This is a genomic window from Patescibacteria group bacterium, assembly GCA_004297735.1.
Classification (GTDB): Bacteria; Patescibacteriota; Saccharimonadia; order UBA4664; family SCTI01; genus SCTI01.
The window spans coordinates 195,841-222,426 of the sequence record SCTI01000001.1 but is presented as its reverse complement, the minus strand read 5'-3'; the positions used below and the strand labels follow the sequence as shown (position 1 = coordinate 222,426).

At 50.1% G+C, this 26,586-nt stretch carries 35 protein-coding genes and 1 tRNA gene; 10 read left to right on the top strand and 26 right to left on the bottom strand.

Annotated elements, in window-relative coordinates; translation table 11 throughout:
- Window positions 1-36 precede the first annotated feature (36 nt).
- The 5 genes from EPO04_01385 to EPO04_01365 are packed head-to-tail and all read right to left on the bottom strand — an operon-like array spanning window position 37 to window position 3,020.
- On the bottom strand, window positions 37-369 hold the full coding sequence (locus EPO04_01385; protein TAK89741.1) for a hypothetical protein: 333 nt from the start codon (window positions 367-369) through the stop codon (window positions 37-39).
- Between the two features lie 57 nt (window positions 370-426).
- Complete coding sequence (locus EPO04_01380) at window positions 427-1,053, bottom strand: class I SAM-dependent methyltransferase (GenBank protein ID TAK89740.1); 627 nt, start codon at window positions 1,051-1,053, stop codon at window positions 427-429.
- Window position 1,054: 1 nt separating this feature from the next.
- Window positions 1,055-1,915, bottom strand: coding sequence for a hypothetical protein (locus EPO04_01375; protein TAK89739.1), 861 nt, complete (start codon window positions 1,913-1,915; stop codon window positions 1,055-1,057).
- Between the two features lie 5 nt (window positions 1,916-1,920).
- The gene (locus tag EPO04_01370; protein TAK89738.1) at window positions 1,921-2,757 is read right to left on the bottom strand and encodes a deoxyribonuclease IV; all 837 of its coding nucleotides are present in this window, start codon (window positions 2,755-2,757) and stop codon (window positions 1,921-1,923) included.
- Window positions 2,758-2,810: 53 nt separating this feature from the next.
- On the bottom strand, window positions 2,811-3,020 hold the full coding sequence (locus tag EPO04_01365) for a hypothetical protein (GenBank protein TAK89737.1): 210 nt from the start codon (window positions 3,018-3,020) through the stop codon (window positions 2,811-2,813).
- An 88-nt stretch (window positions 3,021-3,108) separates the two neighbouring features.
- Here EPO04_01365 and EPO04_01360 point away from each other — a divergent pair, with 88 nt between their 5' ends.
- Window positions 3,109-4,287, top strand: a complete 1,179-nt coding sequence (locus tag EPO04_01360; GenBank protein TAK89736.1) for a hypothetical protein — start codon at window positions 3,109-3,111, stop codon at window positions 4,285-4,287.
- A 60-nt stretch (window positions 4,288-4,347) separates the two neighbouring features.
- Window positions 4,348-4,761 (top strand): hypothetical protein, encoded by a 414-nt coding sequence (locus EPO04_01355; GenBank protein TAK89735.1) that lies wholly within the window; start codon window positions 4,348-4,350, stop codon window positions 4,759-4,761.
- Here the strand turns inward: EPO04_01355 and EPO04_01350 are convergent, their stop codons facing one another.
- Genes EPO04_01350 through EPO04_01340 form a run of 3 tightly spaced genes read right to left on the bottom strand, consistent with a single transcriptional unit; the run spans window position 4,762 to window position 6,230 of the window.
- Window positions 4,762-5,328: a nuclease gene (locus EPO04_01350; GenBank protein ID TAK89734.1), complete on the bottom strand. Its 567-nt coding sequence runs from the start codon at window positions 5,326-5,328 to the stop codon at window positions 4,762-4,764.
- Entirely contained in the window at window positions 5,328-5,912 is a 585-nt protein-coding gene (locus tag EPO04_01345; protein TAK89733.1) for a DNA-3-methyladenine glycosylase, read from the bottom strand. The genes EPO04_01350 and EPO04_01345 overlap by 1 nt, the downstream gene beginning before the upstream one ends.
- Before the next feature lie 48 nt (window positions 5,913-5,960).
- Entirely contained in the window at window positions 5,961-6,230 is a 270-nt protein-coding gene (locus EPO04_01340; GenBank protein ID TAK89732.1) for a hypothetical protein, read from the bottom strand.
- 547 nt (window positions 6,231-6,777) lie between these two features.
- Here EPO04_01340 and EPO04_01335 point away from each other — a divergent pair.
- On the top strand, window positions 6,778-7,158 hold the full coding sequence (locus EPO04_01335) for a hypothetical protein (protein TAK89731.1): 381 nt from the start codon (window positions 6,778-6,780) through the stop codon (window positions 7,156-7,158).
- 87 nt (window positions 7,159-7,245) lie between these two features.
- Window positions 7,246-9,072: a translational GTPase TypA gene (gene typA, locus EPO04_01330; protein ID TAK89730.1), complete on the top strand. Its 1,827-nt coding sequence runs from the start codon at window positions 7,246-7,248 to the stop codon at window positions 9,070-9,072.
- Here typA and EPO04_01325 read toward each other — a convergent pair.
- Complete coding sequence (locus EPO04_01325) at window positions 9,069-10,382, bottom strand: hypothetical protein (protein TAK89729.1); 1,314 nt, start codon at window positions 10,380-10,382, stop codon at window positions 9,069-9,071. The genes typA and EPO04_01325 overlap by 4 nt on opposite strands.
- Window positions 10,379-10,846: an N-acetyltransferase gene (locus tag EPO04_01320; protein TAK89728.1), complete on the bottom strand. Its 468-nt coding sequence runs from the start codon at window positions 10,844-10,846 to the stop codon at window positions 10,379-10,381. Before EPO04_01320 ends, EPO04_01325 begins: the two co-directional genes overlap by 4 nt.
- 256 nt (window positions 10,847-11,102) lie before the next feature.
- Here EPO04_01320 and EPO04_01315 point away from each other — a divergent pair, with 256 nt between their 5' ends.
- Together EPO04_01315 and msrA are read left to right on the top strand one after the other, a co-directional pair.
- On the top strand, window positions 11,103-11,414 hold the full coding sequence (locus EPO04_01315) for a hypothetical protein (GenBank protein ID TAK89727.1): 312 nt from the start codon (window positions 11,103-11,105) through the stop codon (window positions 11,412-11,414).
- A gap of 63 nt (window positions 11,415-11,477) precedes the next feature.
- The gene (msrA, locus tag EPO04_01310) at window positions 11,478-12,014 is read left to right on the top strand and encodes a peptide-methionine (S)-S-oxide reductase (protein TAK89726.1); all 537 of its coding nucleotides are present in this window, start codon (window positions 11,478-11,480) and stop codon (window positions 12,012-12,014) included.
- On the opposite strand, the gene EPO04_01305 is transcribed toward msrA, so the two are convergent.
- Both EPO04_01305 and EPO04_01300 read right to left on the bottom strand, forming a co-directional pair.
- Window positions 11,992-12,537 carry a DUF1697 domain-containing protein gene (locus EPO04_01305; protein ID TAK89725.1) on the bottom strand — a complete coding sequence of 182 codons (546 nt, stop codon included), beginning with the start codon at window positions 12,535-12,537 and terminating at the stop codon, window positions 11,992-11,994. The two genes, msrA and EPO04_01305, sit on opposite strands and share 23 nt — an antisense overlap.
- 84 nt (window positions 12,538-12,621) lie before the next feature.
- Complete coding sequence (locus EPO04_01300) at window positions 12,622-13,086, bottom strand: hypothetical protein (protein ID TAK89724.1); 465 nt, start codon at window positions 13,084-13,086, stop codon at window positions 12,622-12,624.
- Between the two features lie 94 nt (window positions 13,087-13,180).
- On the opposite strand from EPO04_01300, the gene EPO04_01295 reads away from it, so the two are divergent.
- On the top strand, window positions 13,181-13,828 hold the full coding sequence (locus EPO04_01295) for a hypothetical protein (GenBank protein ID TAK89723.1): 648 nt from the start codon (window positions 13,181-13,183) through the stop codon (window positions 13,826-13,828).
- Here the strand turns inward: EPO04_01295 and EPO04_01290 are convergent.
- Window positions 13,821-14,255 (bottom strand): VOC family protein, encoded by a 435-nt coding sequence (locus tag EPO04_01290; GenBank protein ID TAK89722.1) that lies wholly within the window; start codon window positions 14,253-14,255, stop codon window positions 13,821-13,823. The genes EPO04_01295 and EPO04_01290 overlap by 8 nt on opposite strands.
- Before the next feature lie 67 nt (window positions 14,256-14,322).
- Between EPO04_01290 and EPO04_01285 the strand changes: the two genes are divergently transcribed.
- The gene (locus tag EPO04_01285) at window positions 14,323-14,625 is read left to right on the top strand and encodes a two pore domain potassium channel family protein (protein TAK89721.1); all 303 of its coding nucleotides are present in this window, start codon (window positions 14,323-14,325) and stop codon (window positions 14,623-14,625) included.
- A gap of 7 nt (window positions 14,626-14,632) precedes the next feature.
- Here the strand turns inward: EPO04_01285 and EPO04_01280 are convergent, their stop codons facing one another.
- From EPO04_01280 to EPO04_01250, 7 genes are all read right to left on the bottom strand, one after another.
- Window positions 14,633-15,394 (bottom strand): hypothetical protein, encoded by a 762-nt coding sequence (locus EPO04_01280; protein ID TAK89720.1) that lies wholly within the window; start codon window positions 15,392-15,394, stop codon window positions 14,633-14,635.
- A gap of 40 nt (window positions 15,395-15,434) precedes the next feature.
- A complete protein-coding gene (locus EPO04_01275) occupies window positions 15,435-15,686 on the bottom strand; it encodes an SHOCT domain-containing protein (GenBank protein TAK89719.1) in 252 nt (83 codons plus the stop codon).
- A gap of 2 nt (window positions 15,687-15,688) precedes the next feature.
- Window positions 15,689-16,102, bottom strand: coding sequence for a hypothetical protein (locus EPO04_01270; GenBank protein ID TAK89718.1), 414 nt, complete (start codon window positions 16,100-16,102; stop codon window positions 15,689-15,691).
- A gap of 55 nt (window positions 16,103-16,157) precedes the next feature.
- On the bottom strand, window positions 16,158-17,753 hold the full coding sequence (locus EPO04_01265) for an MFS transporter (GenBank protein TAK89717.1): 1,596 nt from the start codon (window positions 17,751-17,753) through the stop codon (window positions 16,158-16,160).
- Between the two features lie 35 nt (window positions 17,754-17,788).
- Window positions 17,789-18,625 (bottom strand): hypothetical protein, encoded by an 837-nt coding sequence (locus tag EPO04_01260; protein TAK89716.1) that lies wholly within the window; start codon window positions 18,623-18,625, stop codon window positions 17,789-17,791.
- Window positions 18,626-18,695: 70 nt separating this feature from the next.
- Window positions 18,696-19,835, bottom strand: coding sequence for a hypothetical protein (locus EPO04_01255; protein ID TAK89715.1), 1,140 nt, complete (start codon window positions 19,833-19,835; stop codon window positions 18,696-18,698).
- A gap of 108 nt (window positions 19,836-19,943) precedes the next feature.
- Window positions 19,944-20,681 carry a hypothetical protein gene (locus tag EPO04_01250; protein ID TAK89714.1) on the bottom strand — a complete coding sequence of 246 codons (738 nt, stop codon included), beginning with the start codon at window positions 20,679-20,681 and terminating at the stop codon, window positions 19,944-19,946.
- Between the two features lie 121 nt (window positions 20,682-20,802).
- Here EPO04_01250 and EPO04_01245 point away from each other — a divergent pair, with 121 nt between their 5' ends.
- The gene (locus EPO04_01245) at window positions 20,803-21,162 is read left to right on the top strand and encodes a DUF2200 domain-containing protein (GenBank protein TAK89713.1); all 360 of its coding nucleotides are present in this window, start codon (window positions 20,803-20,805) and stop codon (window positions 21,160-21,162) included.
- 3 nt (window positions 21,163-21,165) lie between these two features.
- On the opposite strand, the gene EPO04_01240 is transcribed toward EPO04_01245, so the two are convergent.
- The 5 genes from EPO04_01240 to EPO04_01220 all read right to left on the bottom strand — a co-directional run bounded on the left by EPO04_01240 (window position 21,166) and on the right by EPO04_01220 (window position 24,682).
- Window positions 21,166-22,071, bottom strand: a complete 906-nt coding sequence (locus tag EPO04_01240) for a VOC family protein (GenBank protein ID TAK89712.1) — start codon at window positions 22,069-22,071, stop codon at window positions 21,166-21,168.
- Between the two features lie 195 nt (window positions 22,072-22,266).
- The gene (locus tag EPO04_01235) at window positions 22,267-22,635 is read right to left on the bottom strand and encodes a prepilin-type N-terminal cleavage/methylation domain-containing protein (protein ID TAK89711.1); all 369 of its coding nucleotides are present in this window, start codon (window positions 22,633-22,635) and stop codon (window positions 22,267-22,269) included.
- A gap of 175 nt (window positions 22,636-22,810) precedes the next feature.
- Entirely contained in the window at window positions 22,811-23,587 is a 777-nt protein-coding gene (locus EPO04_01230) for a class I SAM-dependent methyltransferase (protein ID TAK89710.1), read from the bottom strand.
- 458 nt (window positions 23,588-24,045) lie between these two features.
- Window positions 24,046-24,588, bottom strand: coding sequence for a DUF3800 domain-containing protein (locus EPO04_01225; GenBank protein ID TAK89709.1), 543 nt, complete (start codon window positions 24,586-24,588; stop codon window positions 24,046-24,048).
- Between the two features lie 19 nt (window positions 24,589-24,607).
- Window positions 24,608-24,682 (bottom strand) — tRNA-Gln (locus EPO04_01220).
- 89 nt (window positions 24,683-24,771) lie between these two features.
- Between EPO04_01220 and EPO04_01215 the strand changes: the two genes are divergently transcribed.
- Window positions 24,772-25,854 (top strand): AI-2E family transporter, encoded by a 1,083-nt coding sequence (locus EPO04_01215; GenBank protein ID TAK89708.1) that lies wholly within the window; start codon window positions 24,772-24,774, stop codon window positions 25,852-25,854.
- Window positions 25,855-25,916: 62 nt separating this feature from the next.
- On the opposite strand, the gene EPO04_01210 is transcribed toward EPO04_01215, so the two are convergent.
- Complete coding sequence (locus tag EPO04_01210) at window positions 25,917-26,513, bottom strand: hypothetical protein (GenBank protein ID TAK89707.1); 597 nt, start codon at window positions 26,511-26,513, stop codon at window positions 25,917-25,919.
- Window positions 26,514-26,586: the final 73 nt, after the last annotated feature.

The following is a 26,586-nucleotide window of genomic DNA, read 5'->3' as shown; positions in this document are numbered from 1 at the left end:
GGACTTATAGACTTGTTTATTTGTAGTTTTGCAAACTTAAGATTCGATTGGTCTTTGCTCCAGTCGAACTATTCGCAAGGTGTGATCGTCTAGTCTGTCGGTAGTTACGTCAATTTTCCGATGAACCATTTCCATAGTTTTTTCAATATGCTTAACACGATTTTCTAATCCATCCATGCGTAAGTCCTGCCTTGCAAACCCGCGCTCAACCTTTGACTCAAGCTTATCGAACCGACCCTCCAGCGAATCAAACCTATTTTCTAGTGAGTCCAATCTGCCTCCAAATGCGCTAAAACTTTCGCGCAACTGGTTGACGGCATGAAGCACGGCTTCGATTGTGGCTGATTGATTTGATGCGGCTTTGTTCATAAACTACCTCACTTGTTTATATTAGCCCTAATATCTCACACAAATATTAAATAATTATTAAACGGACTTCTCGGTGGGGATTTTAGTTGCAATAATGTAAAACTTATCGGCGTAGCTAGGTAGGTCGCCTGCCCTCATGTACTCGGTTTTAAAGCCGTGTTGGCGAAGGACGGCCATAATTTCTTCTGGCTGCCATAGGTGAAAATACCGGCCAGCCACCTTGTGATTCCTCCACATCTCACCCTGACCGAGCATGAATGAGCAGGCCAAAACACCACGCGAGGTAAGTGTTTCGTGGGTCTTTTTGAGTACTGAGTGGAGCTCCTCATTATTAAAGTGCAGAAAAACGCAGTTTGCCAGGACCATGCCATATGATCCACCGATGTCGTCGGTAATAGCATTAAGCTTGTCGGGGCTAAGCCCTCGCTCTTTTAATATCTTCAAAAAACCATCAACGATGTCCGTGCAACGAATATCATAACCAAGATCCTTGATATAGACGGCATCACGACCGGTGGCACTCCCTAACTCCAATATCTTTTGATTGACGGGCATCATCTTAAGCGCAAGATCAATCCACTCACGCGGCATATTGTTGCAGGTGCTAGCTGTTTTATCGACAAACTTATCGATGTTTTCTTCATATACCTGGATGGTTTTTTTGTTAGTATCGGTAAAATCCACGTTAATCCTCAAACTTGTTAAAAACTCGGCGAATTGCCTGGGACGTAGCGCTGACTGTGGCTAGGTCGGCCTCTGTTAGTTGACCGGCGACATAAGCTGCTGTAGTTAGGGCCGTAAATGGCTTGTCGCGATGCTGGAGCCAGAAGATCGAGGATAGGGCGGTTACTATACCCTGCCGCCCAGATAGGCTGGTTTTGAGCGGCGTGACACTGATCTCTCCTTCGCTAGCTACGATCATCTCTTGGTCAAAGATGACATAGCTGCAGCGACTAATATCAATAAGCTGTTGCAGAATCTCTAGCTTACCAATCATGCCGCTGTTGGGCTTGATGGCCAGAGGCATGTGATGGTTATTGGCGAGTGCAAACAAGCCGTTCATGGTCGCGGTAACTAGTGCTTTCGGGTTGCCGGTAATTAAATCAGGATAAAATTTAAGCGTTCCGATGGTCTCCTCGGTAATAACTACCGGCTGTTCGGTTTTTTTAATTAGCGACTCAATTAAAATGCCGGTTTCTGAATTATTGGTTAAGTTGGCGCCAATAATTACCGCGTCATAATCCTTGGCTAAATGCTCAAGCTCACCAAGTGCTGCCCTCCCCAGCGAGCCAGATGCGGTAGCTGGCAAAAAATGACCAAACTCTCCCCCGCCAATTAAAGGCTTTAGCGTGTCCGGTAAGGCAGCTTGAACATAGCCCGCTCCGGCTGCTTCGGCAACCTGATAAATCGCCTGCACCTGGCTAAACTCATGTTTGTGTCCGCCGACAATCAGCAGTCTGCCTCCCCGACTCTTTAAGGTCGGTCGGCTCCATAAAATTTCCGGAAAGAGCGGCTGATCGGTTTGGTTGGTGAAACTGACCGGCATTGGCGTTAAGCGGTCAGCTCTCGCAGCTTATCGAGGTTAGGCTTGTCTGGGCCCTTACCATCTAAACCTGGAACTTCTAAGATTCCGACCTTGTCTTTGACCCGCGGGTTATTAAGAATTGCTCGAAAACCATCCTCTCCAATAAATCCTTTGCCAATGTTTTCGTGTCGGTCGCGTTTACTACCTAGTTCGGTTTTAGAGTCGTTTAAGTGGAAAACCGGCATTTTGTCGAGCCCAATCAGCTCATCAAATTTAGCCAGCGCCGCCTCCCAGCCATCCACGGTGTTGACTTCGTAGCCACCGGCAAACATGTGGCAGGTATCAAGGCAGAAACCCAGCCGTTCATCTCGGCCCATAGCTTCGTATATGGCCGCTAGCTCCTCAATACAGTTGCCGACATTACCGCCTGAGCCGGCCGAAATTTCAAGTAGCAGCCGGCTGTCTTTAACCGGTTCAAGGACGGTCTGCAAGCTTTCAACCAGCTTATCCATGACCGCTTCAACCCCCAGCCCCTTGTGTGATCCCATATGCGTCACAACACCCTTTACTCCCAGCTTTTCAGCGTTCTCCATGGTCTGTTTGGCAGCGGCCACCGATTTGGCGCGCAAGCCATCATCTGGCGTGCCATAGGCGGTCAGATACATCATGTGGATATAGGTGGGCATATCAATTTCGGCAGCAGCTTGCTTAAACTTTGTAGCAATCTCGTCATCGTAGACGGGCTGCTTAAAGGTGCGAGGGCTGCCAGCAAAAAACTGGAGCACCTCTGCCCCCATCGCTTTGGCTCTTGCCGGTGTGCCCGGCAGATTGCCGGCGGTTGAGATGTGTACGCCATATTTCATGGCCTTAGTATACCGGTAATTTAAGGTTAAAGCCTAACAATTGGTTAATTTGGCTACTTCTTTCTTCCGTACTCCGGTTGCGGTAACTGCTCGTAGTAAACCATTTGGTGCGACGCTTCTTGGTGCTGCCAGACCATCAATTCGGCATCTTCTTGCTCGTAGCCTAGGGCTACCAACTTTTGAACCTTATTAATTGGATCGAGATTTGCATCCAATACCGCATGCGCCCACTTGCGGTTGCGATGTTGTTTTAGCGTTGCCATAAACTTGCCCTCCACCTTTAAGCTCATCCTAAGTTAGAGGCTGAAGTTAAGCATTGGTCATCTTGCCAACTTTGCTACACTAGGGTGGATGAGTTACACATTGTCTTCAGATCAGGCCCAGGCCATGCGAACCATTGGCGCCTGGTTTAGGACCAAGCCGTCGCCATATTTAACTCTGGGCGGTTACGCCGGCACCGGTAAAACAACCTTGATCGGATATGTGCGCCAGGCGCTCAAGGAGAACTATCCTGACACCAAAGTCGCTTTTTGTGCCTTTACCGGCAAGGCGGTTCGAGTGCTAGAACAGACCTTGCGTCGCCAAAAAATAGTCCGTCGCAGCGACACCATTGGTACAATTCACAGCTTAATCTACAACACTGAGACCGATGCTAGCGGACATGTGGTTGGCTGGCGACGCAAGTCTAACTTGGACGTAGAGCTAATTGTGGTTGATGAGGCCAGCATGGTGACCGCAGACATCTGGAACGATCTACTGGCCTTTAAGATACCCATCTTGGCGGTGGGTGATCACGGCCAGCTTCCTCCGGTGGGCAGCAACTTTAATTTAATGGCCGAACCAATGATTAGGCTTGAGCGGGTTTACCGCCAGGCCATTGATAGCCCAATTATTGAGGTCGCGACCATGGCTCGCACCACCGGTGAGATACCGGCCGGGAAGTACGGCGAAGCGGTACTCAAACTTGACCGGGCTAGCGATATGATTGGCCATCAGATGGAGGAGCTGTTAGAGCAATGGCGGCCGGACTGGCTGGTTCTTTGTGGCTACAATCACACTCGCGTTAAGCTCAACCACACACTGCGCGCCAAGTTGGGGTTTGAGGGCGACGAGCCGGTAGCGGGAGAGCACGTGATTTGTTTGCGTAACCACTCTACCGCCAAGCTGTATAACGGCATGACGGGGGTAATTGAGCATCTGCGTCCAGCCGAAAATGACCCGGACTCATTGTGGTGGCAGGCCGAGCTTAAGATCGATGATCGGGCCTACGATGGCTTTTTATTGCGCCAGCAGTTTGGGGCTAGCGCTACCGTCTCGCCGGTACCCGATCCGCCAACCGGCAAAAAGAATCGAGGCGACTTGTTTGATTTTGGTTACGCCTTGACTGTGCATAAGGCCCAGGGCTCACAGGCCGATACGGTGTTGCTGTTCGAAGAGCGCAATCGTCACATGAGCGATGAGGACTGGCGGCGCTGGTTGTATACGGCTGTTACCCGAGCCGAGCGCCAGTTATACATTATTGGCAACTAATTGACTTTGCCGGCGTCAGCAACTCGGCTATACTGGTTACGATAAAGAAGGCAGACATACATGGCAGAGACACAGCAGCCGATCGAAGAAAGTACTTTAGACGCAATTCAACGCTTAATGCTTGAGATGGAAGAAACTCGCAGCAAGGCTAAGGTAATGCGCGACAACCTCAAAGATGTTTTGTTGCAGAATCAAGAATACCAGGAGCTACAAGAAGAGATTAAGGAGCTAACCGTTAAGCGTCAGCAAGCCAAGAAACTGCTTGAAGCCGACCGTGATTATCAAACAATTAACTCGGAGCTAGAAGAGCTAAAGTTTAAATTGAAGGATCTTCAAGAGATCATGAGCCACCACTTGGTTACGCACTACAACCAAACTCAAGAGACTCAAATTAAAGATACCGATGGTGAGGTGCGCCCGATTATCTTGAGCGCCAAAGTCGGCAAGCCAGAACTGTTCATCCCCAGCGAGTAACTACTCGTTACCGGTTTGGCGCTTGTCGTTAGATTCGCTCACCGGGCAGCCAGCCCACAGCCCGCGCTTAGCCTCGCGCGCTTGGCGTTCCCAGCTGCGAAATAGCTCTAGCTTGCTGTTTGGAAAAATCGTATAAGCAAAAGCAAATCCCTGCTCAACCATGTGCTGGTTGTAGAATGTGCCATCCTCTAAATAAGCGAACCTAAGTAGGCGTTGGTACTTGTCGCGATCACCACTCTCCGGATCTCCCTCTAGCCTAACCAGCTTGCCCTTGAGTAAGTGCTTGGCTTCGTCGCTCGCCGCCCGACCAAAGCACTGCACCGGCTTGCGCGGATCCTTCGTCTCTGGAGTGTCGATACCGATTAGGCGAACCGTTTCGGTTACGCCGGCAATTTTAACCTTAAAGGTGTCGCCATCGCTAACCTCAACCACCCGGTGGTATCCCGGAGGGGTGCGTTCGGGATCCGGTAATCTTAAATCACCGGTTTGAGTCACGCCTGCCCCCAGGGCGGATAGACCCACCAAAGCCACGGCAATTAATAACTTTTTAATATACCGGCGAGGCACTAAGCGTTTAAGCGATTAAATTTGTGATTAGTAATAAATAAGCTGTTGCGGGCAATAAATCGCCACGGCTTATCAGCCGCCTGGCGAATGCCAATTCGTGGTGTGGCCTTAATCTCGAGCAATTTCACAGCTGGCGTAATAAAAAGTTTCTCCTCCATTAAACTCATTCCGTTTTGCTCATGCAGTATACCCATTGCCTGGACCAACTTGGCTGGTCCGCTGCATAGGTTGTGCAGCTCGTCTGTCCCGCGGCGTGCTTTCATTAACTCAATCCCCTGCGATGGCTGCAGGGCTCGAATCAATACTGCCTCCGCCCTACCCTCCGGACCAGCTACCACGTTCATGCAGTAGTGCATGCCATAGGTGAAGTAAATATAGGCGTGACCGGCCGGACCAAACATCACCGCGTTGCGCTTAGTTTGGCCGCGAAAGCTGTGGCTGGCCTCGTCATCTTGGCTGTAGGCCTCAGTCTCCACAATAATCCCAGCGGTCGTTCCCTGCTCGGTGGTATGAACCAGCTCACAGCCAATTAGGGCTTGAGCTAAGGTAACGGCATCTTGCTGGTAGAAGGATTCGGTTAGCATTTCCTTATTATACCGTTTGCTGATTAAGGAATTCTTATGTGCAAACGGCTAGTCAAACAGCTCGCCGAGCCAGTTGTCTTTGCGCTTGTGCGGCTTGTGGTAGCCACCATGCCCATCATGATGGCCATTATCCTCGTACCGTTGCTCTGGGCGCTGCTGTGGCTGCGGAGTCGGTGCAGCCACAGCCCCACCACGCTCAATAATCTTGTCGAGTTCGCCACGATCCAGCCAGACACCACGACACTGCGGGCAATAATCAATCTCAATCCCCTGTCGCTCAGACATGGTTAGCTCGGTGCTATCAACTGGGCATTTCATAGTGGCTCCTCGTTTAACTCAGCCTCTATCATAACAAAATAGTGGCTATTTTTCTGAAGGTGTCTGTACATCCTGTGTTTCGTTGGGGCTTGGTGAGACATCGGCGCGCCGAATTGCTATGGCAACTATGAGACAGGCCAGTATCACAGCCATACCTCCATACATTATGAGGTCGTTTATAAGTGTGCTTTGGCTACCAGAAGAGTTTACAAAATAACTAAGAAAATTTATTGGCTGTATAAGGATAGTAACAACCACAATTATTGGGATGATTTGTCGTGCCTTTTGAGGGTTTTTAATAAGCTTCATACAAAAAGAGTAGCTAGCTAAAGAAAGAAAAACAAGAGTTTATAGGTGGGAAATGAAGCAGTCTAATCTGGTCTTCTCAGCGGCTTCAGCCCTAGATAGGCCGCTGGTAGTCGAATCAAACTGCGCCAGCGTTTGCTCACCTGACAATAACGATGGATGCATGCCTAAATATTAGCATAAGCATTGTTACAGAGGCCTGGTGCTTGTAATTACTATAATCAGTGATATAAATAGGCCCATGGATTTTTTTAAACTTAAGAAAGTACGCGATGGAGCCGACCTTGTAAAGTTTGGTCTGTTCCACTTTGTTTTAAGCTCCTTGATTGTTTGGATTTTGTTCATAATGGCTCTTTATGCCAACCTAGATGATGGCATATATGTCAATTTGAATTATGCGTCTTTCAACGACTCTATTGGCCTTTATGCGCTATACGATTTCTTTTTAGCTCTTATGATACTTTCCGCTAAAAACCGGTTACAAGATCTTAGGTTTTTTGCTATTCCGGTCGGCATTTTCTTCCTGTCACTATTATCGGGCTACCTCGGGCTGATTCTTGCTGTTCTCTTAACTATGATCCCTGTAGCCCCAACTCATTATCGATCTAGACTAAAACAGTAGAAATATGGTATAGTTTTTCAGATACAGCGCGCCCAGCGAACTGAAGCGGGCGCTTTTATTTTGATTATAAAGCTAACTGGAGCCGACATGCGCGATCCCAAAACAATTCGAAACATTGCCATTGTGGCTCACGTCGACCATGGTAAGACCACGCTTGTCGACGGCTTGCTTAAGCAGTCGCGAACCTTCCGTGATAATCAAGCCGAAATGCAGCAAACCACCATTCTCGACTCTGGCGATCTGGAGCGCGAGCGTGGTATTACAATTTCCGCTAAAACCACGGCGGTAGAGTACGACGGCTACAAGATCAACATCATCGACACCCCAGGTCACGCCGACTTTAGCGGTGAGGTTGAACGTACTCTCGGTATGGCCGACGGCATTATCTTAATTGTCGACGCCCAAGAGGGGCCGATGCCTCAAACCAAGTTTGTGCTTAAGAAGTCGCTGGCCTTAGGCCTCAAGCCAATTGTGGTTATTAATAAAATCGATAAGCGCGATGCTCGCATTGCCGAGGTTGAGGATGAGGTCGGCAATCTGTTCCTGGATTTGGCAATTAGCGATGATCAGCTGGATTATCCGGTTTACTATGCCATCGGCCGGGCCGGTAAGGCTTGGGAGTCGGTTCCGCCCGATCCCGAAGGCGACGCTGCCGATCTCTCCCCTATCTTTAAGGCCATTATTGATCATGTCCCGTCGCCGCAGGTTGAACTAGATCAGCCCTTCCAGATGCTGGTGACCTCACTGGCTTGGGATAGCTACCAGGGTAAGTACGCTATCGGGCGGATTCAGCGCGGCGTGGCTAAGCGCGGCCAGGCCATCGCTCTGATGACCGCTGCAGGTGGTGTTGTTGGTACCAAGATCGATCGTATCTTTGTATCGGCCGGTCTCCAGCGAGTCGAGGTCGATCAGGCCGGAGCTGGCGAGATCGCCCAGATTACCGGTATCGATAAGGCCCAAATTGGTGAAACCTTGGCCGACGCTTCGGCTCAAGAAGCGCTTCCGGTTATGGAGATTGAAGCCCCTACCCTACAGATTGCGCTGGGTCCAAACACCTCGCCATTTGCCGGTAAAGAGGGTAAGTTTACCACCTCTCGCCAAATTGGTGCCAGGTTGCAAAAAGAGCTTGAAACCAACGTTAGCTTGCGGGTTGAAGAGCGTGACACCAACTTCTTGGTCTCGGGTCGTGGCGAACTCCACCTATCGGTCTTAATTGAAACACTTCGCCGTGAAGGCTTTGAGTTTGAGGTTGGCCGCCCGCAAGTAGTGCTTAAGGAAGAGGATGGTAAAAAGCTTGAGCCGGTTGAGGAGTTGATCGTTGAGGTGCCCGAAGAGTATGTTGGCGCTGTCACCAGTGAGCTTGGCCGTCGCAAGGCTGACCTTAAAGAAATGGAGCCAACCAGCAAGGGCGTAACTAGTATTATCTTCCATTTGCCAACCCGTGCCTTGCTCGGTCTGCGCAACGTTCTTTTAACCGCCACTAAGGGCACCGTAGTGATGAATAGCAGCCTGTTAGAATACCGGCCGCTGGGTGCTCCGTTGCAGAAACTGCGCAATGGCGTGCTAATTTCAGCCGAAACCGGGCCAGCTGTAACCTACAGCCTGCGGGTGGTCGAAGACCGCGGTACCGCTTTTGTTGGCCCAGGCGAAAAATTGTATGAGGGCATGATTATCGGCTTGAATCGTCGCAGTGATGACATGGAAATTAACGCCTGTAAAGAAAAGAAGCTAACCAACGTTCGCGCTTCTTCTACCGATATGACCACCCAGCTCATCCCTTATAAGAAGCTTTCGCTCGAAGAGGCTCTCGATTTTATTGAAAACGATGAGCTGCTCGAAGTCACACCGGAATCAATTCGAATGCGCAAGCGCGGCTTAACCGCCGTTGAGCGCAAGCGCTTCCGCAACAGCTAACTACAGTTCGTAATCGGTAATCGATTTCCGATTATTGATTGCATCCAAATGGTTGTATCGCGAAAACTTTGCACCATTACATTGTAGTGAGTGGCACCAGGATAGACCCGGAGATTGACCGGCCCCTTGCTATTGGCGCACAGTTTTGGCATCACCGCTTGTTGTTGGCCAACCAAAATTACGTTATCATGCGCCCCCTGATTAATTAATTTAGCGGTAGTGGTCTTTTGATCCCCGACGGCGTTAGCGTCTAGGTCTTTGCTTAGTTGCTCAAACCCAGCCCAGTTGTCGGTTGCCATAGCGGTTCGTAATGCGGGAGTGTAAACCGCTGCCGGGTCACGACCCCAGTGGTTTATTACGGTGTCGATGCAGTGTGAGGTGACCTCGCTTTTAAGACCCGGCACCCATTTAGGCTGCAACATGGCGGCGACATCGTAGGTACGGCTGTAATAGTCTTGGTAGCTGGTAAGAATAAAGGGCCCAAACCAGTTAATATTGGCACCGCGAGTTACATCAACCAATGTGCGCTTAACGTCGCTAACCGGTCCAAAACCAACCACTCCTCGCAGTTTATATTCTGGTGCATAATCCGCCGCAATCTTGTCGGCCCACATCGCGCTATGACCGCCTTGAGAAAAACCACCCACAAACAAGCCGTTATCGTTTAGCCGGCCAGCCGTCACATCCCAGTTATGGAGCGCTCGCAAACTATCCAGCACCGCTCGACCCTCAACCTCGCCAATCATATAGTGATGGATCCGGTCGACGTCTCGCATCCCCTCGTAATCGGTAATGATTGAGGCGTAACCCTGGCCAGCGTAAGTCATCATGTGCGACTCGTAGTTAGCCCAGTTGCTAACTGCCGGTTGCTCAAGACTGGCAGCACATTGGTCGCCGATACCGGTAGTGCCAGGCGCAAAAGCCAAAGTTGGCAGATTAGAACCGCTAGACGGTATGTAGGCTCGAGCGTAAACCTCAATCTTAGTGTTGTTTGGTAAATACGATGTGTATTTAATTAAAGCTTTAGTAACTGCGGTCGAGGGTTGAGGGGCGCTAGCGCCATAGTTTTGCCGCGATAAAGCCAAAACTTGATCGGCGGGCACAGTTTGAACCGCCTCAACCGAGACCACCTGCCCACCCTTAGGAGGGGTCTTTTTTAGCAGTTGCTGCGAGCTTGCTGGCAACGAAATTAACTCTTTCGGCGTAGTTAAGTACTGGTACACCCCAAGCGAGACCAACAGCACCAGTAGCAGACCTAAAAGCCGCCTCCGGCCATTCTTTTTATTAATTAAACCGCCCTTAAATTTCATAAACTAATATCCTTAACCATAATCTTCATTGGTACACCATGCAGCGTCTCTTGCTTAATGGTGTTGTAGCCAATCGCGGCGTAGTAGGTGTGGTGATCGTAGGTAGATAGTCCGACTCGGTTGACTCCTTGTTGTCGACTTGATTGCTCAAAGGTCTGCAGCAGCTTTAAGCCTAACTGTTGACCACGGCTTTTTGGCGACACATACAGCCAATATAGATCGGCCTGAGTTTTACCTACGGCCCCAATTGCGTAACCAAGTAAATCACCCTCATCAACGGCTGCTAGCAAAATACGCTGAGGATGGACGCAGGCGTAGCCCAGCCGAATCAGATTGTTGTCTCGTCTAATTTTGACTCTGTATTGCGGCTTTATATAGGCAAAGCTGGTGTCAATTGCCTCGCCAAAACGTCGGTGCAAAGACGGTACTTCATTTAGTTTTAACGGACGAACAATTGCAGCCATAGCTCAATCGTATCATAAGCTTTGGCGAGCCAAAAACCGCCATATCAAAGTTTGTTTATAAAAATTCTATTGCGCCTAAAAGCTCAACCGTGATACCGTAAGGGTGTTCACCAAGTGCTATTTTGTTCAAGTACGTGCTCGGTGAGCACCAGAAAGTCCCCCTCGTGGGGACTTTCGCTTTTATTGGTTGAGTTATGAGCCTGGTTGTGATTAAGTAAAAGCAGTTTCGTACCCCCCATTGCACCAAGGAGGCGTTTTGGCAGATTCGTCGACATATGTGCTGCTGGCAGGAGACCCCGACAAGGTGGTTTTCCCTGCCGCATCTAGCCCCACCCTCTACGGTCTACTGACCTCAGTCGCGCGCCAGCTCGTGGAAACCGGATCCGTGACCGGTGATCTCAAGCTGATGGCCCAGACAGCAGACGGCAGCTATCGCGAGCTGAACATCGACGAAGCCGGCGAGTGGCATCGTCTGCTCGAGCAGCTTCAGCGGGTGGCTTACAACACCGAGCTATTCCCTCGCAACAGCTCGGTTGGGCTGCCCGGCCGTCTCGAGATTGCGGCCTAGCCCCCTCGCCCTCTTGCGTCCCCGCAAGGGGGCGCAATGAGTTTAAGCTGCTAAACTATAAATATGACATCATCATCACAATCAATTGTTTTGGCGGGCGGCTGCTTTTGGTGCATTGATGCGGCTTTTCGAATGATTAACGGCATCACCAGCGTTACCTCTGGTTATACCGGAGGCCAGACCCTAAATCCAACCTACTATCAGGTTGTCAGTGGTGAGACCGGCCATGCCGAGGCGGTTAGGGTTGAGTTCAACCCATCAATTATCAGTCTCGAAGACGTTTTAGATATATTTTGGGCGCTACACAACCCAACGACGCTTAATCGCCAGGGCGCCGATATTGGTCCGCAGTACCGATCAGCTATTTTCTACTTAGATCAAGCACAGAAAAAAATTGCCGAAGCTTCAATTAAAAAGGTGGCTAAACTGTGGAGCGATCCAGTGGTTACAAAACTGGAGCCGCTTGAGCAGTTTTACCCAGCTGAGCCGGAACATCAGAACTATTTTGCAAGAAATCCCCAGGCTGCTTACTGTCAGGTAATTATTAATCCTAAGCTAGAAAAGCTACGCCAAAAGTTTAGTGAGCGGCTTCTTCCATAAGAGTCTTTAGCTTACGGACGGTATTGCAGTTTCTGATCGTGATTTTCTTGTAAATTGGTGCCGCAATAAATTTATCGATACCACCACGAGTGACATTTTCCTTGTCAATTCTCCAGATAACTGCTCCTGGGACGTACTTTAAGTCAACAATATCGCGTTTAACCGACATTGCCTCAAGTGCCGACTTGTTATCAACCTCTTCCCACAAAAACAGTACATCACACTTCATGACCGAGTTGTTAACCCAAGTCTCAGGCATGGCTTTGCAGATTGCTTGTATCTGCTTAAGGTTACGTAAAACCACCGGTATATTGAGGCCAAAATCTTTTGTAATCGCAGCCTCAATTTGTGAGGCTAGCTGCAGGTGATTTTGATCAGGCCCTTCAAATATAATATTTCCGGAATTAATGTAGGTTTTAACTTTGGTAAAGCCTAGCTGCTCAAAGGTCAGCTTTAGCTTGGCCATCTCTACTTTGTTGTTGCCGCCGACATTGATGCCGCGAAGTAATGCTACGTAAACCATGTCTCTAGTATAACTAATAAGTCCTAAAAAGCGGGAGGCCCCGCCGAAACACCTGGTGAGTGCTCCGGCGGGGCCGTGGGCCGACTAGACCTGCTGGTGAAGCGGAACGGGCGGGAGGTTCGGCTTCTTGAGGTTCATCGGCGTGATCTGGGTGACGCCACCGATGTCGAACCAGCTCGCCGCGTTCAGGCGCCGGCGACGGTGCCAGGAGAAGACGGCAGCGGAAGTGGCCCCGATCAGGGCCATCAGCCCGACCTCCATGATCACGGAGGTGTACCCGAGGGTCGTCTTCGCGGCCATGGTGACCAGGACGGCGATGACGGTGCTCATGAGGACCACCCCAGCCTCGCTGCCGCCGAAGGCGACGAGCAGACCGATGGTGATGCCGACGGCGCCGAGGACCATGAACGCGGTCCCGATGGCATTCGGCTCGACGCCCGTGATCGCGAAGACGATCAGACCGACCAGGGCGGCGACGATGGCGATGAACGCCACGATGCTTCGCATGACTCCGAAGCGGGAGATGAGGCCCGGCGATGCGCGCTCCATGCATAAAAATTACAATTTTTACGCTTATTTGTCAATAATCGTTGGAATATTACATAAAGGTGTATGATAAGCCCAGGTATAAAGGATTAAAAACATGCTTGCGCTGATAGTTATACTCCGACTTCTGGCACCGCTGTTGATTCTGCGCTGGCCCTTAACCGGCGTGGCAGCTAGCATGGCATTGGACGCCTACGACTACCAGATAATCGGCAGCTCTTTTATTGGGTACCATAACTACCAGGTGGTCGATAAGCTGCTTGACACTTACTTTTTGCTAATAATGGGACTGACCGTTCGTAAGTGGGCCGATGCACGCGCCAAGAAAATTGCTTACGCCCTGATTGGCTGGCGTTTAATTGGAGTGATCATCTTTATTGGTACAGGCTTAGAGTATGTGCTGTTTTTCTTTCCTAATCTGTTCCTCGACTTTTATCTTTTCTACGCCCTCTACACCCGATGGTCGCGCCAGAGCACACTAATCACCTCACCGGCAGTGGCCGCCGCAATTTTAGTTACTATGGCCATACCAAAACTGGTGAGTGAATACACTTTGCACGTCAGCCGTCTGGCTGGAGTTTCGGTTCCAGACTGGCTTCAGCGATTTATAGCGCTCCCGCAGCTATCGCAGATGCTGCTGATGGCGCTTCCGTCCTTAACCCTGCTAGGCTATTACGTAATTGTCCGTCGCCAACCCAAAGCCGATCAACTAAAAATTAAATCGATGGGCAAGCCGGTTAGCTAGCCGCGCCCTCTTTTGCTCCGGACTCAATATTAATCATCCAGTCAATGCCGTACTTATCGGTTAGGCTACCGTAAAGATCGCCCCACATCTCTTTTTTGAGTGGGGTTTGTACCTCGGCGCCATCGCTAAGCAGTTTAAAAACCTCGGTTAATCGCGCCTCACTGTCGGCATCACCGTTAAGCGATATCGTTATCTTGGCGGCCTTGGGGCTAGCCAGGTTGGTGTCGCTAGCCATCAACACCACATCGCCACCATTTAATGAGGCATGCATAATACTGTCATCTTTTAAGTCGCCTTCGGCCGGAACGTGAAAATCGGCGTAAGTTTTGGTATCAAGCTCACCGCCAAACACGCTCTGATAAAACTTCATTGCCTCAAGGGCGTTTCCTTTAAAAAACAGGTATGGATTGGTTCTAATATTGCTCATAATAATTTCTCCCTATCTAATTAATAAATTAAACTTGATTTGCCTACTAGTATGTCATAATTAAACCATGCATGACATTAGCAAATATGCCTATCGCTTAATTTTACTGGGCGCCGTTAGCACAATTGCGATTGGCACCGTTTTTTATCACTATATAGAGAGATTTAGCTGGTTGAACGCCTACTACTTTAGCGTGATAACGCTGACCACGGTTGGCTACGGCGACTTAGTAACAAAAACCGATATCGGTAAGCTGTTCACTACTTTTTATATACTGGTTGGCGTAGGGATTGTAACCACCTTTATTACGGTTACTGTTAAGCGTCGTCAGCAACGGTTTAGCAATCGCAGATCTAAATCTAATGAATAGCAGCTGGCTAGGGTCGCAATGTTCCGGCAAATACCTGCCAAGCTAAAGCTGATTTGGCGACAAGACTTAAAATGACGTATACTTTTTCGCCGTAAAGATAGTTAGCCCATGGCCCAATCTTTTTGTACTGCAGAAACATATTAATTGCAAAACAGTTAAAGAATACAAAAATGGAAACAAATATCCAGTAAACAAAGGTTGGCGCCTGGCTGCCGTTGTCGGCTCCGGCCCAGAGGTAAATCGCAATCATCACCCAGGGAATTATCCCCGCCAGGCAGCCTACCCAGTAGCTTAGCCAGTTAGTGTTCTTGGTTGTCTGATTGTGGACTTCCATAATCAGGCCGCATAGATTCATGATTGCTATCAACCCAAACAGGGCGATTAAGCTGGCTATATCATAGATACCGACGAGTAATCCGATAGCTACAATCATTACCGAAGCCGACAGACTGTACTCTATCCAGCGAGCTTTGTTGATGCCCTTTTGCAAATCAGCCACGTATCGATGACGATAAACGGTAACAATGGTTAAGTGTGCCAGGAAAGACAGGAACAAGAATAATGCCACCAGCCACGGTAGCGATAAGTCGAACAATGGAGTCGAGGTTGGCTCAAGGTTTTGCGTGGCGGGGTTAAACTGTAAAAAGCTAACCGAGATTGGCAAAGTAAAGTCGCGGCTTAAAGCCACAATCGCTATGCCCTGCGCTAAATGCAGTGCTGCTGCAGTCCAATTTAGTTTTATCAGGGAGGCTATTTTTTGGTTACTCATATTTCGATTGTAGCATAAGCATTATACGCTAGCTTGCTTGCTACAGTCCTAAGATTTGCTTCTTTTTAGCGTCAAACTCTTCTTGGGTCAAAATGCCTTTATCTTTTAACGCTGCTAGCTGCTCTAGCTGAGCGGTTAAGTCATCTTGAGCCGGCTCAACCGCCTGGGTTGGCTGCTGACTCTGCTCGCCGCTCCACTTTTGGGCTTGCCTCCGACTTACGCGGTTAGATACAGCTGTGGCGGTGCCCGAAATGACCGCGGTACGGGCAACTCCTCGTAGTAATCCTGGCATAGTTATTCTCCTTTACCCTCTAATTCAATTGCGGCTTCGGGGTGAATCCGTCCCTCGGCCAGTAACACGCCGTTTGCGTCCAAAAGAGCCTTTTTAAGCGGTTTTGCCCAAAGCTGCTCAATAACCAGCATGCCGGCCGAACAATTTTTTTCAATCAAGTCGGCGACCTCATCAATGTCGTCTTGGTCAACGGTGGTTTGCTGAGGCTGGTACTGCTTAATGAAGGCGGCCGTTTCTCCGTCAAAATCAGCCACATCAACGACGGTTACGTTGTCTTTATCGTCGCGGGTAATCACTAGCAGGTTAATTAAGGCGATCACGCCGTCATCAATGGCCTGGCTAAGTGCCTTTAAGACACTGCCATCAAATTTGTTGCCCTCAAAACCAACAATAATATAGTCGATTGGTCCCTTCATGCTGCGCCTCCGCTTATATAGTTATTATAGCTGGAAAGCCGGATATCCCCTATCTTTAAACTATTTTAGGCATCTTTGATGGCAATTTAGCCGACAAGATTAGCGACAAAATTAAGCCAAAAAAGATAATTGCTAGAGTAGTCCGGAGTGACTCAAGCTGAGAACTAACATAAAGGTCGGATATCTCTTGAGCGGTTGCTTGCGTGCCGCCCTGGTCTAGCACGTACTGCTCGGCTTGCTGCTGCGATACAATGCCGACACCACTCTGTGCTTGCTGGGTAATGGTGGTCTTGGCTTGCTCGGTTAAGCTTTGGCTGTTCTGCACCGCCGCGGTGAAGCCCGAGGTTAGAGTGAGAATAAAGATCGAACCGGCAACCGCAGTACCAAACGACTGGCCTAGGTTCTGGAAGGTCCCCTGCAAGCCACCGACCTGGCCGGTATCCGATTTGTCGACCGCCGACATGGTCACATTGCCTAGCTGCGAGGCCAGCAGCCCAAAGCCGGCCCCCAAGCCAAACATACCGAGCCAGAACATGGTTCCCTTTAACTCGGTGTTAATTGAGCCAAGGATTAAAAGCGCCCCAAAAGCCATCGCTAGCTGTCCGGCTCGCACAATTCGACGTGGTGGCATTACCGTGCTGCGGCGCGAACCCACCAGCGTAAATATCAGTAAGCCAATTGATAGTGGTATTAGTTTGAGGCCGGTTTGCAGCGCGTCATAGCCTAGAATGGTCTGCAAATAAACCGGAACAATAAAGAAGACTGAGGCAACGGTAAAGTACTGAACGGTCAAGACGGTTAAACCGCTACGCAGTACGCCAATCTTGAGCATTGAGACTTTAAGTAGAGGTTGCTTGTTTTCGCTTTCAAGCCGAACCTGTCGATCGTAAAACAGCTTGAGCACCAGAACGCCCAGCAATATCAAATAAGCTACTACCGATATACCCAGAGGGGTGATGGCCTGACCATTGACTTCTGGCGCGCCTAGCGGTTGGATCCAGCCCCAGGACCGGCTCTGCAAAGCTCCAAACACCACCAGGATCATGCCGGTTGCCGATAGCACTACGCTTGGTATGTCTAGTTTTACTCCCTTGCTCACCTTGGCGTCGGCAATTCGACCACTCACCAAAAGTACCACTATCATTATCAGCGTTTCGGCGGCAAAAACGTAACGCCATGACAGATAAGTTGTTACAAAGCCGCCAATAATCGGGCCAACCGCCGCCGCTAAGCCGGTAGCCGCCCCAATCAGCGAAAACGCTGCCACTCGGTCTTTACCTGAGTAGTTGGCGGCCGCCAGCGAAGCAATTGCCGGTATTACCAAAACCGCGCCAAGACCTTCAACCAGTGACCAGCCAAACAGCAAGACGCCCAATGATGGAGCTGCCGCGGTAATTAGCGAGCCGCTGCCGTAGATCATTGAGCCAATGGTGAAGGCTCGCTTGTGACCCCAAATCTCCCCGAGCTTACCGCCGGTTAGCATAAACGCGGCCATGGTCAGTGCAAACAGGGTAATAGCGGTTTGCATCCCGGTAATGCTGGTGCCAAGATCCTTGGCGACCGTCGAGATCGAAACATTCATCACCGTGCCGTCCAGTATCATTACAAACTGGGCAACTGCTAATATGGCGATGACCGACCACTTCTTCATACTGCTATTGTACACCCTTTATTAATGACATCGTGTTAGCAACCAGAACAGCTAACCGGTAGTGCAATATCAACCGGATCAAAAATGTACGGGCCGCCTTGAACCTGGCCGTAAGTTCCGGTGTTCCATAAATACTCAGGAGGCAAGTTGTACTGTTTGGTTACATAAAAATCAACACCTGGATTGCTTAAATCTTCAACCAGCACCAGTTTAATGGCTAAACTACCATCAACATAAAAGTTAATGTCTTGATCCTTGTATTTAAGATGAGTTCCAATATTTAAATAGGTTAACGAACTATTAATATTAATTTGGTAGTACAGCTCATTTAAGTAGAAGTAGTCTCCTGGCGCCGCCGGAAACCCACCACCGTAAGTGCCGCTCTTTAAGGTGGTGTAAAAATTGTTGCCGGTACGGGTAAAGTAAGACGGGTTCGTCGCTGTCACACCAGCCTCAACCTCGGCCGGAGTGTACTTGTAGGCACCGGTGCGGGTAACATCGTAATAGACCGGTGCCGGCGGCGGAGTTGGCTCGGATTCTGTATCGGTGTTGGTTACTGACGTCGAGGTGGTCGTCACGACGGTGGCAGTAGTAGCATTGCTGCTTCGGCGGTAACTAGCGTAATAGGTTGAGTAGGGATTTACCTGTGAGTTGACCCATTCATAGGCCTGGTCCGGGCTGGGTTCGGTGCTTGGGTTCGGGCTTTCCGTGGTTGAGTCTGTAGGGTCGCTCTGCTGATTGACTGTGACCGGAACGGGACCGGTTTTAACAACAGTTTTTTGCGACAGTATGCCACCTGGCCCATAAATCAAAACCGCCGAACCAACGACCATGACTACGCCAAAACCAAAAACAGCTCCTACTTTGCCCAAAACCTCACCGCATTTAACCATAAGTACTATATAGCCATACTATACAGCGCCAATCTAAAATATAAAACTATTAAACCGCGAAGGTTTTGGTGGTAATAGCGTTTGCTATAGTTTGATGACCCAGCGTATTGGGGTGGGTCCCATCATCGGAATACGCTACTCCGCCGTCCGAACGCCACTTACCTGCGTTGCTGCCATCCTCAACCGCCGCCGCGGCATCGATATAGCCATACAGTCGACTGTTAGATAACGCCCGAATCGAGGTGTTAACGGTTTGGCGGTAGCCATCAAAGGTAGAGTTAACCGTTTGCCCTCCAGCGCTAGTGTAAGTGCCGGTAACGCTAAATGGCGGTATGGTCACAGCATAAATACGCGGGATGCCAGCATCCTGTAGCCATTGGTAAATAGTATCAAGCGAAGATATCACATTGGCTCCGGTCTGAGCGGCATCTTGAATGTCGTTAACCCCCAGTAAAACAATGGCATGGCTAAACCCGCCCGTTGCCGGTAGTGTCTGGCGGGATGGCCAGTTGGTCGGAATTAAATTGGCTCGATCTCCACCCATCGCTAGACGATAAAATGGATAAATACCACCAAAGGCTCGGGCTGCCCAACCTCGTTGATGATCCGATAAAGTTTGATCGGTAGCTTCGGTTCGTCCAGCCGTAATACTGTCGCCCACAATTAATAAGTTGGTTACTGGGGCTGGCCGAGGCGCAACCACGGCTGTAGCGGTAAAGCTCTTGGCGTTTGAGCTAGAAATCGTTCCGGACATGGTCTGATTAACACTGTTGACCGTCCCCTCTCCGTTGGTTTGATCGGTTAACATGTTTAGCGGGTAACGCAGACCGGTTCCGGCGCTAACGTAGGTTCTCACCCAAAAAATATCGCCTTCGGCCGCTGTAAAAGACGCCGCATCGCTTAAAACGGTGGTATTTTTGGTTAAAACCTTGGTGGTCGACCCACCGTCAAAGGTAACTTGGGTTAGTGCGCCGCCAGCAGTTTCGACGCTAGCCGCTATGGTGATGTCGCCGTGTTCGCTCGCTGTCGTTGGCTCAACGTCGCAAGGGCTGTTGGTGAACTCGAGCTTTAGCTGACTAAACGAAAAAGCTGCTCGACAGCGCCTCCGCGTGGTGCGGCTGGCCCCAGTCGAACCAGCATATTGAGCTGATGGTGACGACAATCCACCCACGGCGGTATTTTGACCCATGGCTAAGTTAGAAGCTATCTGCCAACCGCCCCAGCGCCCTCCAGCATTTGGGGTGAACCAAGACTGGTACTGCGATGTCGCCGAACGGCTCGCCGTTATGGTCGCCACTTAGGTAAGATCCCCAACCAGTACCCACTCATCGGTAGCGCGTTTACGTAATGATACCGAGCCGTACTGGTTAGCAATTGCGGTTAAGCTAGCCCGTGAGCGAATGGTAACTCCGCCGGTTGGGGTAATCGTAACGGTGCCAGTGCCAAAACGCAGTACCTCGATTACGGTACCCGTAGCAAAGGCCACACTAGAATTTAGTGGGATCGTTACAGTGGTAGCCGAAGATGAGTTCATCTCGATCACCTTACCGGCATCTCCTGCCACCAAAACATAACTAGTGGTTTGGGTGTTGGCGGTTAAAGTTTGAGCAACCGAGTCCAGCTCGGCTTGCGTGGCCACATCGGCCGCAACCTTAGCTGCGGTAACGGCACCGTTGGCAATGGTTGGGCTAGCAGCTGTACCGGTTAGGTCGCCAGCTAGCTGAATCTTGCCCTTTACACTTCCGGTCGCATCCGGCGTACCTGAAGCAACAGTATTATCGACGTAGGTTTTGTTGGCGGCATCGGTTCCGGTTGAAGGAGCCGGAATGGTCGGCACGGTTGAAAATATCTTTAGCCCAGCAATGGTCTCTGAGCCTGACAGGTGGACCACCTCGCTGTCGTTGGCTTTAGAGTCAAGCGTGCCATCGGTACGAAGCTTAAGATTGCCGGCTGAATCCAGCTCAACACTTAAATATTCGTTTAAAAGCTCTCCCCATGTTCCATTATCCTGACCGGGTTGCGGCAGCCTTGGCATTCGATGACCTCATTATTGCTTTAATAGTAAAGCATGAGCGTTATATAGTTCAACCTATAATTACGTTGTCCGGACCGGCACTCAGTGATGATAATATAACCACATACAGAAAGGTGCCTAAATGGAAGACAAAAAGCCACGCATTTACACCATGAGCGTAGCCAAGGTTTACCCGCTCTATCTTGCCAAGGTTGAGAAAAAAGGTCGCACTAAAGCTGAAGTCGATGAGATTATTGTCTGGTTAACCGGATACAGCCAAGCTGAGCTAAAAGTTCAGCTTGAACAGCAGGTCGACTTTGAAGCTTTCTTTAACTCCGCCCCCAAGTTAAACCCGGCCCGAAAGTTAATTACGGGAGTAATTTGCGGCATACGGGTGGAAGACATTAAAGATTCAACAACACAAGAAATTCGCTATCTGGATAAGCTAATCGATGAGCTAGCCCGCGGCAAGGCGATGGATAAGATTTTAAGAACGCAATAGAAGCTACTTCCCCTCGTAAGCCGACTCCAACTTCGCAATATCGAACTTCTTCATCTTCAAAAAGGCTTGAGTTACGCGCTGAGCTTGTTCTGGCGTAGCCTCTGACATCATCTTGCTCATGGCGGTTGGTACCACCTGCCAAGATACGCCAAACTGATCCTTCAGCCAGCCGCACTGCTCGGCTTGCGGCACGGCACTAAGCTTGTCCCAGTAATAATCAATCTCCGCCTGATCCTCGGCATTAACCAGCAACGACACCGCCTCGTTAAAAGGTGATGACATCTCAACGCCGGCATCCATCGCTGCAAACCACTGATTTTCTAGCATAAAGTCGGCAAACATAAGGGAGCCTTTCTTGGCTGGGCCGTTATCCTCTGGGTAGGGAGCTTCGGTTCCCATTTTTGAATCCTTAAATACCGATAAGTAAAACTTAATTGCTTCGGCCGCTTTATTGGTAGCTTCGCCATTAAACAGCAGAGTTGGCACAATAAACGGTCTCGGCTCGCCTTCCGGATCGGTTAAAATCAGCTGCCAGCTCACACCAAAACGATCTTGCACCCAGCCATAACGTTCGCTGTATGGGTATTTGTCCAGCGGCATCATTACCTCGCCACCTTGGCTCAAGGCCTCCCATAACTCGTCTAAATGCTCCCTGGCCTTATCGTCGCGACTGGGGTCAAAGTTAACCATAAATGAAATCGACGAATTAATTTTAAAGGCAGGCCCGGCACTAATCGCCATAAACCTATAGCCCCCTAGTGAGTACGACATGATATCGCAGTCCCCGCTAGGAGTATTTTTGATTACACTACTGCTAATAATCTTTGAGTCAGGAAACACCTTTACATAAAACTCAGCCGCTTCTTTGGCCTGCGTGTCAAACCACAGATGTGGAACAATTTTTTGCATAATAAGTCCTTTATTTGGCGATGCTTATAGTATACGCTCTTTAAACTCAAATAACGTGTGTGCAAAATTATAATTCCGTTGTCCCCGACCGGCTGCCCAAAACGAGCAACCGGCCGAGGTATCCGAAAACCGCTAGGAGTTCTTGATGCCGATGTAGACGCCGCGCCCGTTGGCGCTGAGCCGTTGTCCTCAGTCTTAGCGGCACAACACCACAATGCGGGTTGTAGCCGGGTCGGTGCCTGTCACGATCGGCGTGATGTCATCCACCCCCGAGCGACCGCAGACGTTGTGGAGGTATCGCGCCGAAGGCACAGTATTCGACCCGTCGAGCCGAATCATCACCACTTGCTTGTAGCGGGTGATCGACTTGACACCGTTGAGCTTCATTTGCTCGCGTTGAGCGGCCTTTTTCTTCTCGGCTGATGCAGCCTCGGCCTTTTTGCGGTTGTTGCTCTGGTTCTGGTAGGTCGGGAGAGCAATTGCCGCGAGAATGCCAATGATCAGCACGACCACCAGCAGCTCGATCAGTGTGAAGCCGGCTTCGCTACGAAAATGCCGTCGCATAGCAACTCCGTCTGTCGAAGAACAAAATTAAAACGAGCCCACGCTCGCCTCGCCACATATAATACAGTCTTTTTACGATAATGCAATTTGCGAGCTAAAGCTTAAGGTCGTAAAGATAATTCCGTTGCCCCCGACCGGCTGTAAAAACCAACCGATCGGGGTACTACATCAGCTTTTACCGCGGGTTGATGCCGATGTAGACAGGGTGACTGCTGGCGTTGATGCCGGCGGACTCATACACAAGCTTCAGGCCAGCACGCTCAATCGCCTCCTCGTACTGCTCGTCGGTGAACAGCGACGTCAAGAACTGCGAGATGAAGTAGCCGGTCTCCAGCGGGTGCCCCATGTGGTGGTGCATCTGCAGTAGAGCGTGTTCAACTTCGGTACGCTCATCCTTCTTCACGTAGCTGGCAAGCGTCACCCGAACGACCGAGCCGTCCCCCGACCAGACCACAGCCGGCTGCTGGCGGTCAAGCCAAGTGTATGGCGTGTACCACGGTTCCAGCACCAAAACGCCGCCCGGCTCCAGGTGCTTTGCCATGCACTCGATCGCGTCACTCAGGTCTTCGAGGCTCTGCATGTGCCCGATTGAGCTGCACAGACAGGTTACCGCGCTAAACCGACGGCCGTCCAGGTCGAAGTTGCGCATATCGCGCTGTGCTAGCTCGACGTGTTGAAGTCTCATCGCAGCCCGGTCCAGCATCGCAGAGCTGCGGTCCAGCCCCACGACTCTATACGAGGGGCGAAAATGCTGCAGGTGGAGGCCGGTACCGCAAGCCACGTCTAGCAGCGTTTTGCCCCCATTGCCGTACTTGGCAATGAGCTGCATCACCTCATGGGCTTCAGCGTTGTAGTCCCTCAGCGCCGTATGAAGCGCGTCGTACACCTGGGCCTGCAGGCGATAGGGGTCGAAGTCGATCTTCTGCGGATCCAGCGTCTGAACTTCCTGCATGGTTCCATCCCTTGCTGTCGAGGTATAGGGTTAACGATCTCCCTCAAGATCCACCAAATTATGCCATAAGTGTACTAAATTATCAAATTAAGCTGATTTACTTTTTGAGGCGAGGTCTGTCCATTTGTATTGGCGTAGAAATAACCTGCAGCAGAGCTTCACTAACTTCGTCTAGTTGAAAATATATACCCGTATCTTTTAATTGCGAGTCGCAAAGCTTTAACTTGAGATTCAGAATATAGCTGCCTCGCTAAAGCTGCTGGAGCAAGAGCGCTTACTCGCTTCCAGAATCCATAACCTCATTTTGGCAATAACTAACAAATAAGGCAAATTATGGTTGGCAACCGCAGTATTTTGACGAACGTGTTACATTGTGCTACAATTTGCAGAGAAGTAAGACCTCCCGTGTTGGTTCACCTTGAGTGATCCGTCAAAGCGGGAGGCTTTCTTTTGTTTGGCTAATTAAAGCACTTTTCTTCAATTATTTTATAAAATGAGTCGTCTTTTTGCTCAATGACTCGACCGTATGACCAAGCTATAAAATCTACAGCTTGCAACTGCTTGTAGTTATGAGGGTCGGCAAATATAACTTTCTTAAAGATAGACTCGAGGCTACACCTGTGAATGATCTCATTTCTTTTCTTAAGGGTGTCTTTGCGTTCAACAATAATTATGTGATCTTTAACATAATTTGCAACGAACTTGCTCAGTTCTGCATAATACTGTTTATGCTGGTCCGGTAGGCTCGCGGCCTTCTTAAATACATGAAACTTAATAGTGATGTCCAGGTCAGATATTACACTAAGAATACGGATCCTGGTTGCGTCATCAACCTCTACCGAGTGTAACCGGCCCTTTTTGTGGTATTGAGGTTTCGCCCGCCACACCTTCTTGACTGCTTTTTCAAGCTGCCTGTCGTTTTCGGTAATTACCGCCGCAAAAACAATATATTTGCTCTTGCGGCCGATGTCACCGCTCTCGTCAATGTATATATACTTCATTTACTCCCTATATAATTCCTGGCTGGGGTGGCAGGGTTCGAACCTGCGAATCACGGGACCAAAACCCGTTGCCTTACCACTTGGCTACACCCCATCGTGAACTTCACTATTTTACCTGAAGTAAAGCTCAAGCTCAACAGGTTATAGATTGCCTTTTTAGGTAGGGGCAGTCATAATTGCAATATGAATCCCAAGGATATTACAACCATCCGAATTGAAAACCGAACCATCTTTAAGGTTCTGGTCGGGATCACCGCCTTTGTGGCGCTGTTAAACCTAGCGGTGCTGCTGCGGGCTCAGCTCACCTGGATTGTGGCGGCCTTCTTTTTGACCCTGGCGCTCAACCCGGCGGTAGAGTTGCTGCAAAAATACATGCCGCGGCACAGTCGTGGATTAAGTTTAGCCGCCGTTATGAGCGGCTTGTTGGCGGTCGTTGTGTTCCTGGCGGTAACCTTTATTCCGGTACTGATTGAGCAGAGCGCTATTTTAATTGAGACCTTGCCCGGTACGGTACAAAGCGTGCAAGATAACAACTCGGCGGTTGGTCGGTTGGTTGATAAGTACAACTTAGAGGGCGTGGTTCAAAATGCCGCCGATGATATCGCTAAGTGGCTGGTTAACTCAGCCGGCTCGGCGGTGTCAATTGCTCAGGGTGTGTTCAACGGATTTGCGGCCGCTGCCACCATTTTTGTAACAGCTATCTTTATGTTACTTGAAGGCCCGAGGTGGAATGAGCGGATCTGGCGGTATCATCCAGACAAGACTCGCCAGCGTAACTTGCAGCTAGCTAGCGAGATGTACCAGGTGGTTTCGAGCTACTTTACCGGTGTACTGACGATTGCCGCAATTGCCGCGGCTTGTTCTATTATTGCCATGACCCTGGTTGGTCTGCCGTATGCGGTGCCGCTTGGCATTCTGGTTGGTATTCTGGGGCTGATTCCGTACGTAGGGGCCACCATCGCGGCCGTGATAGTGGTAATCGTCGCCTTCTTTACCAGCACCAGCGCGGCCATCATTTTGGCGATTTACTTCTTTATATATCAGCAGGTTGAAAACAATATTTTGCAGCCGATTATCCAAGGGCGCACCACTTCTCTATCCCCGCTGATTGTAACAATCGCAATCTTGCTTGGTGCTTCGGCCGCCGGATTGTTTGGCGCTTTAATCGCAATTCCGGTTGCAGCCAGTCTTAAGGTGTTGGCGGTGCACTGGTTTAAGCACCATCGAGTCGAAGAACCGGTGAAGGTCGCTAGTAAGAAAGCTTAGGTCTTTATTACATAATTGCTCTACGACGGGCCGAGTGCATGTGCACCCGACCCGTTTCTTGTCTACCGAACAGCCTGCTGGTCGTGATGATCTAGCCACTGCTCCAGCCACTTAGGCGTTTTCCACCCTCGCTCGACAAGGGGTAGGCCTTGGTTTTCGCGTCGATCCAGGTAGTGGCGGTACCCGAGCTCAGCTTGGGTAAGCACCAAGTCGAGCAAGCCATCGATGCGTAGCCGAACAAAGTCCACCCGCGGGCGATCGAGCAACCAGCGAAGCTCCAGGAACAAGGCGTCCCAGCACCCGCTGTGGCGGTTGGCTCCTTCGACTGCCAGTAGAAAGCTTGCCCTCAGAACTCCTTCCGGATCTTGCTCGGGCTGCATGACCTTGAGCTGGAAGAGGTACTCCAGCAGGGCTTCCCAGCCGTAGCCGTAGCTAACACTTCCCGGCTCTCGGAGGAGCGGTTCGAGAAGCTGTAGTTCATCGGCCCTGAAGCGAAGCACCGAGGCGGGCGTCGGTTGCAGGACCACGTCTTGTACTGGGTCGTGTAGGCCAACTCCGAGGCCCCTATCCGAGTCAATGAAGTAAACCAGCTGGTAGTCGACCGGAACGTTCTTGTCCCACTCTTCCCTGCTAACTGCTTCTACCGTCAATTCACCCATGATGCACCAAACTTTTAGTAGAGGTTGACGAGGTACTCACCTGGCTACGAGTGTATCATAGCTATCGGCAGTC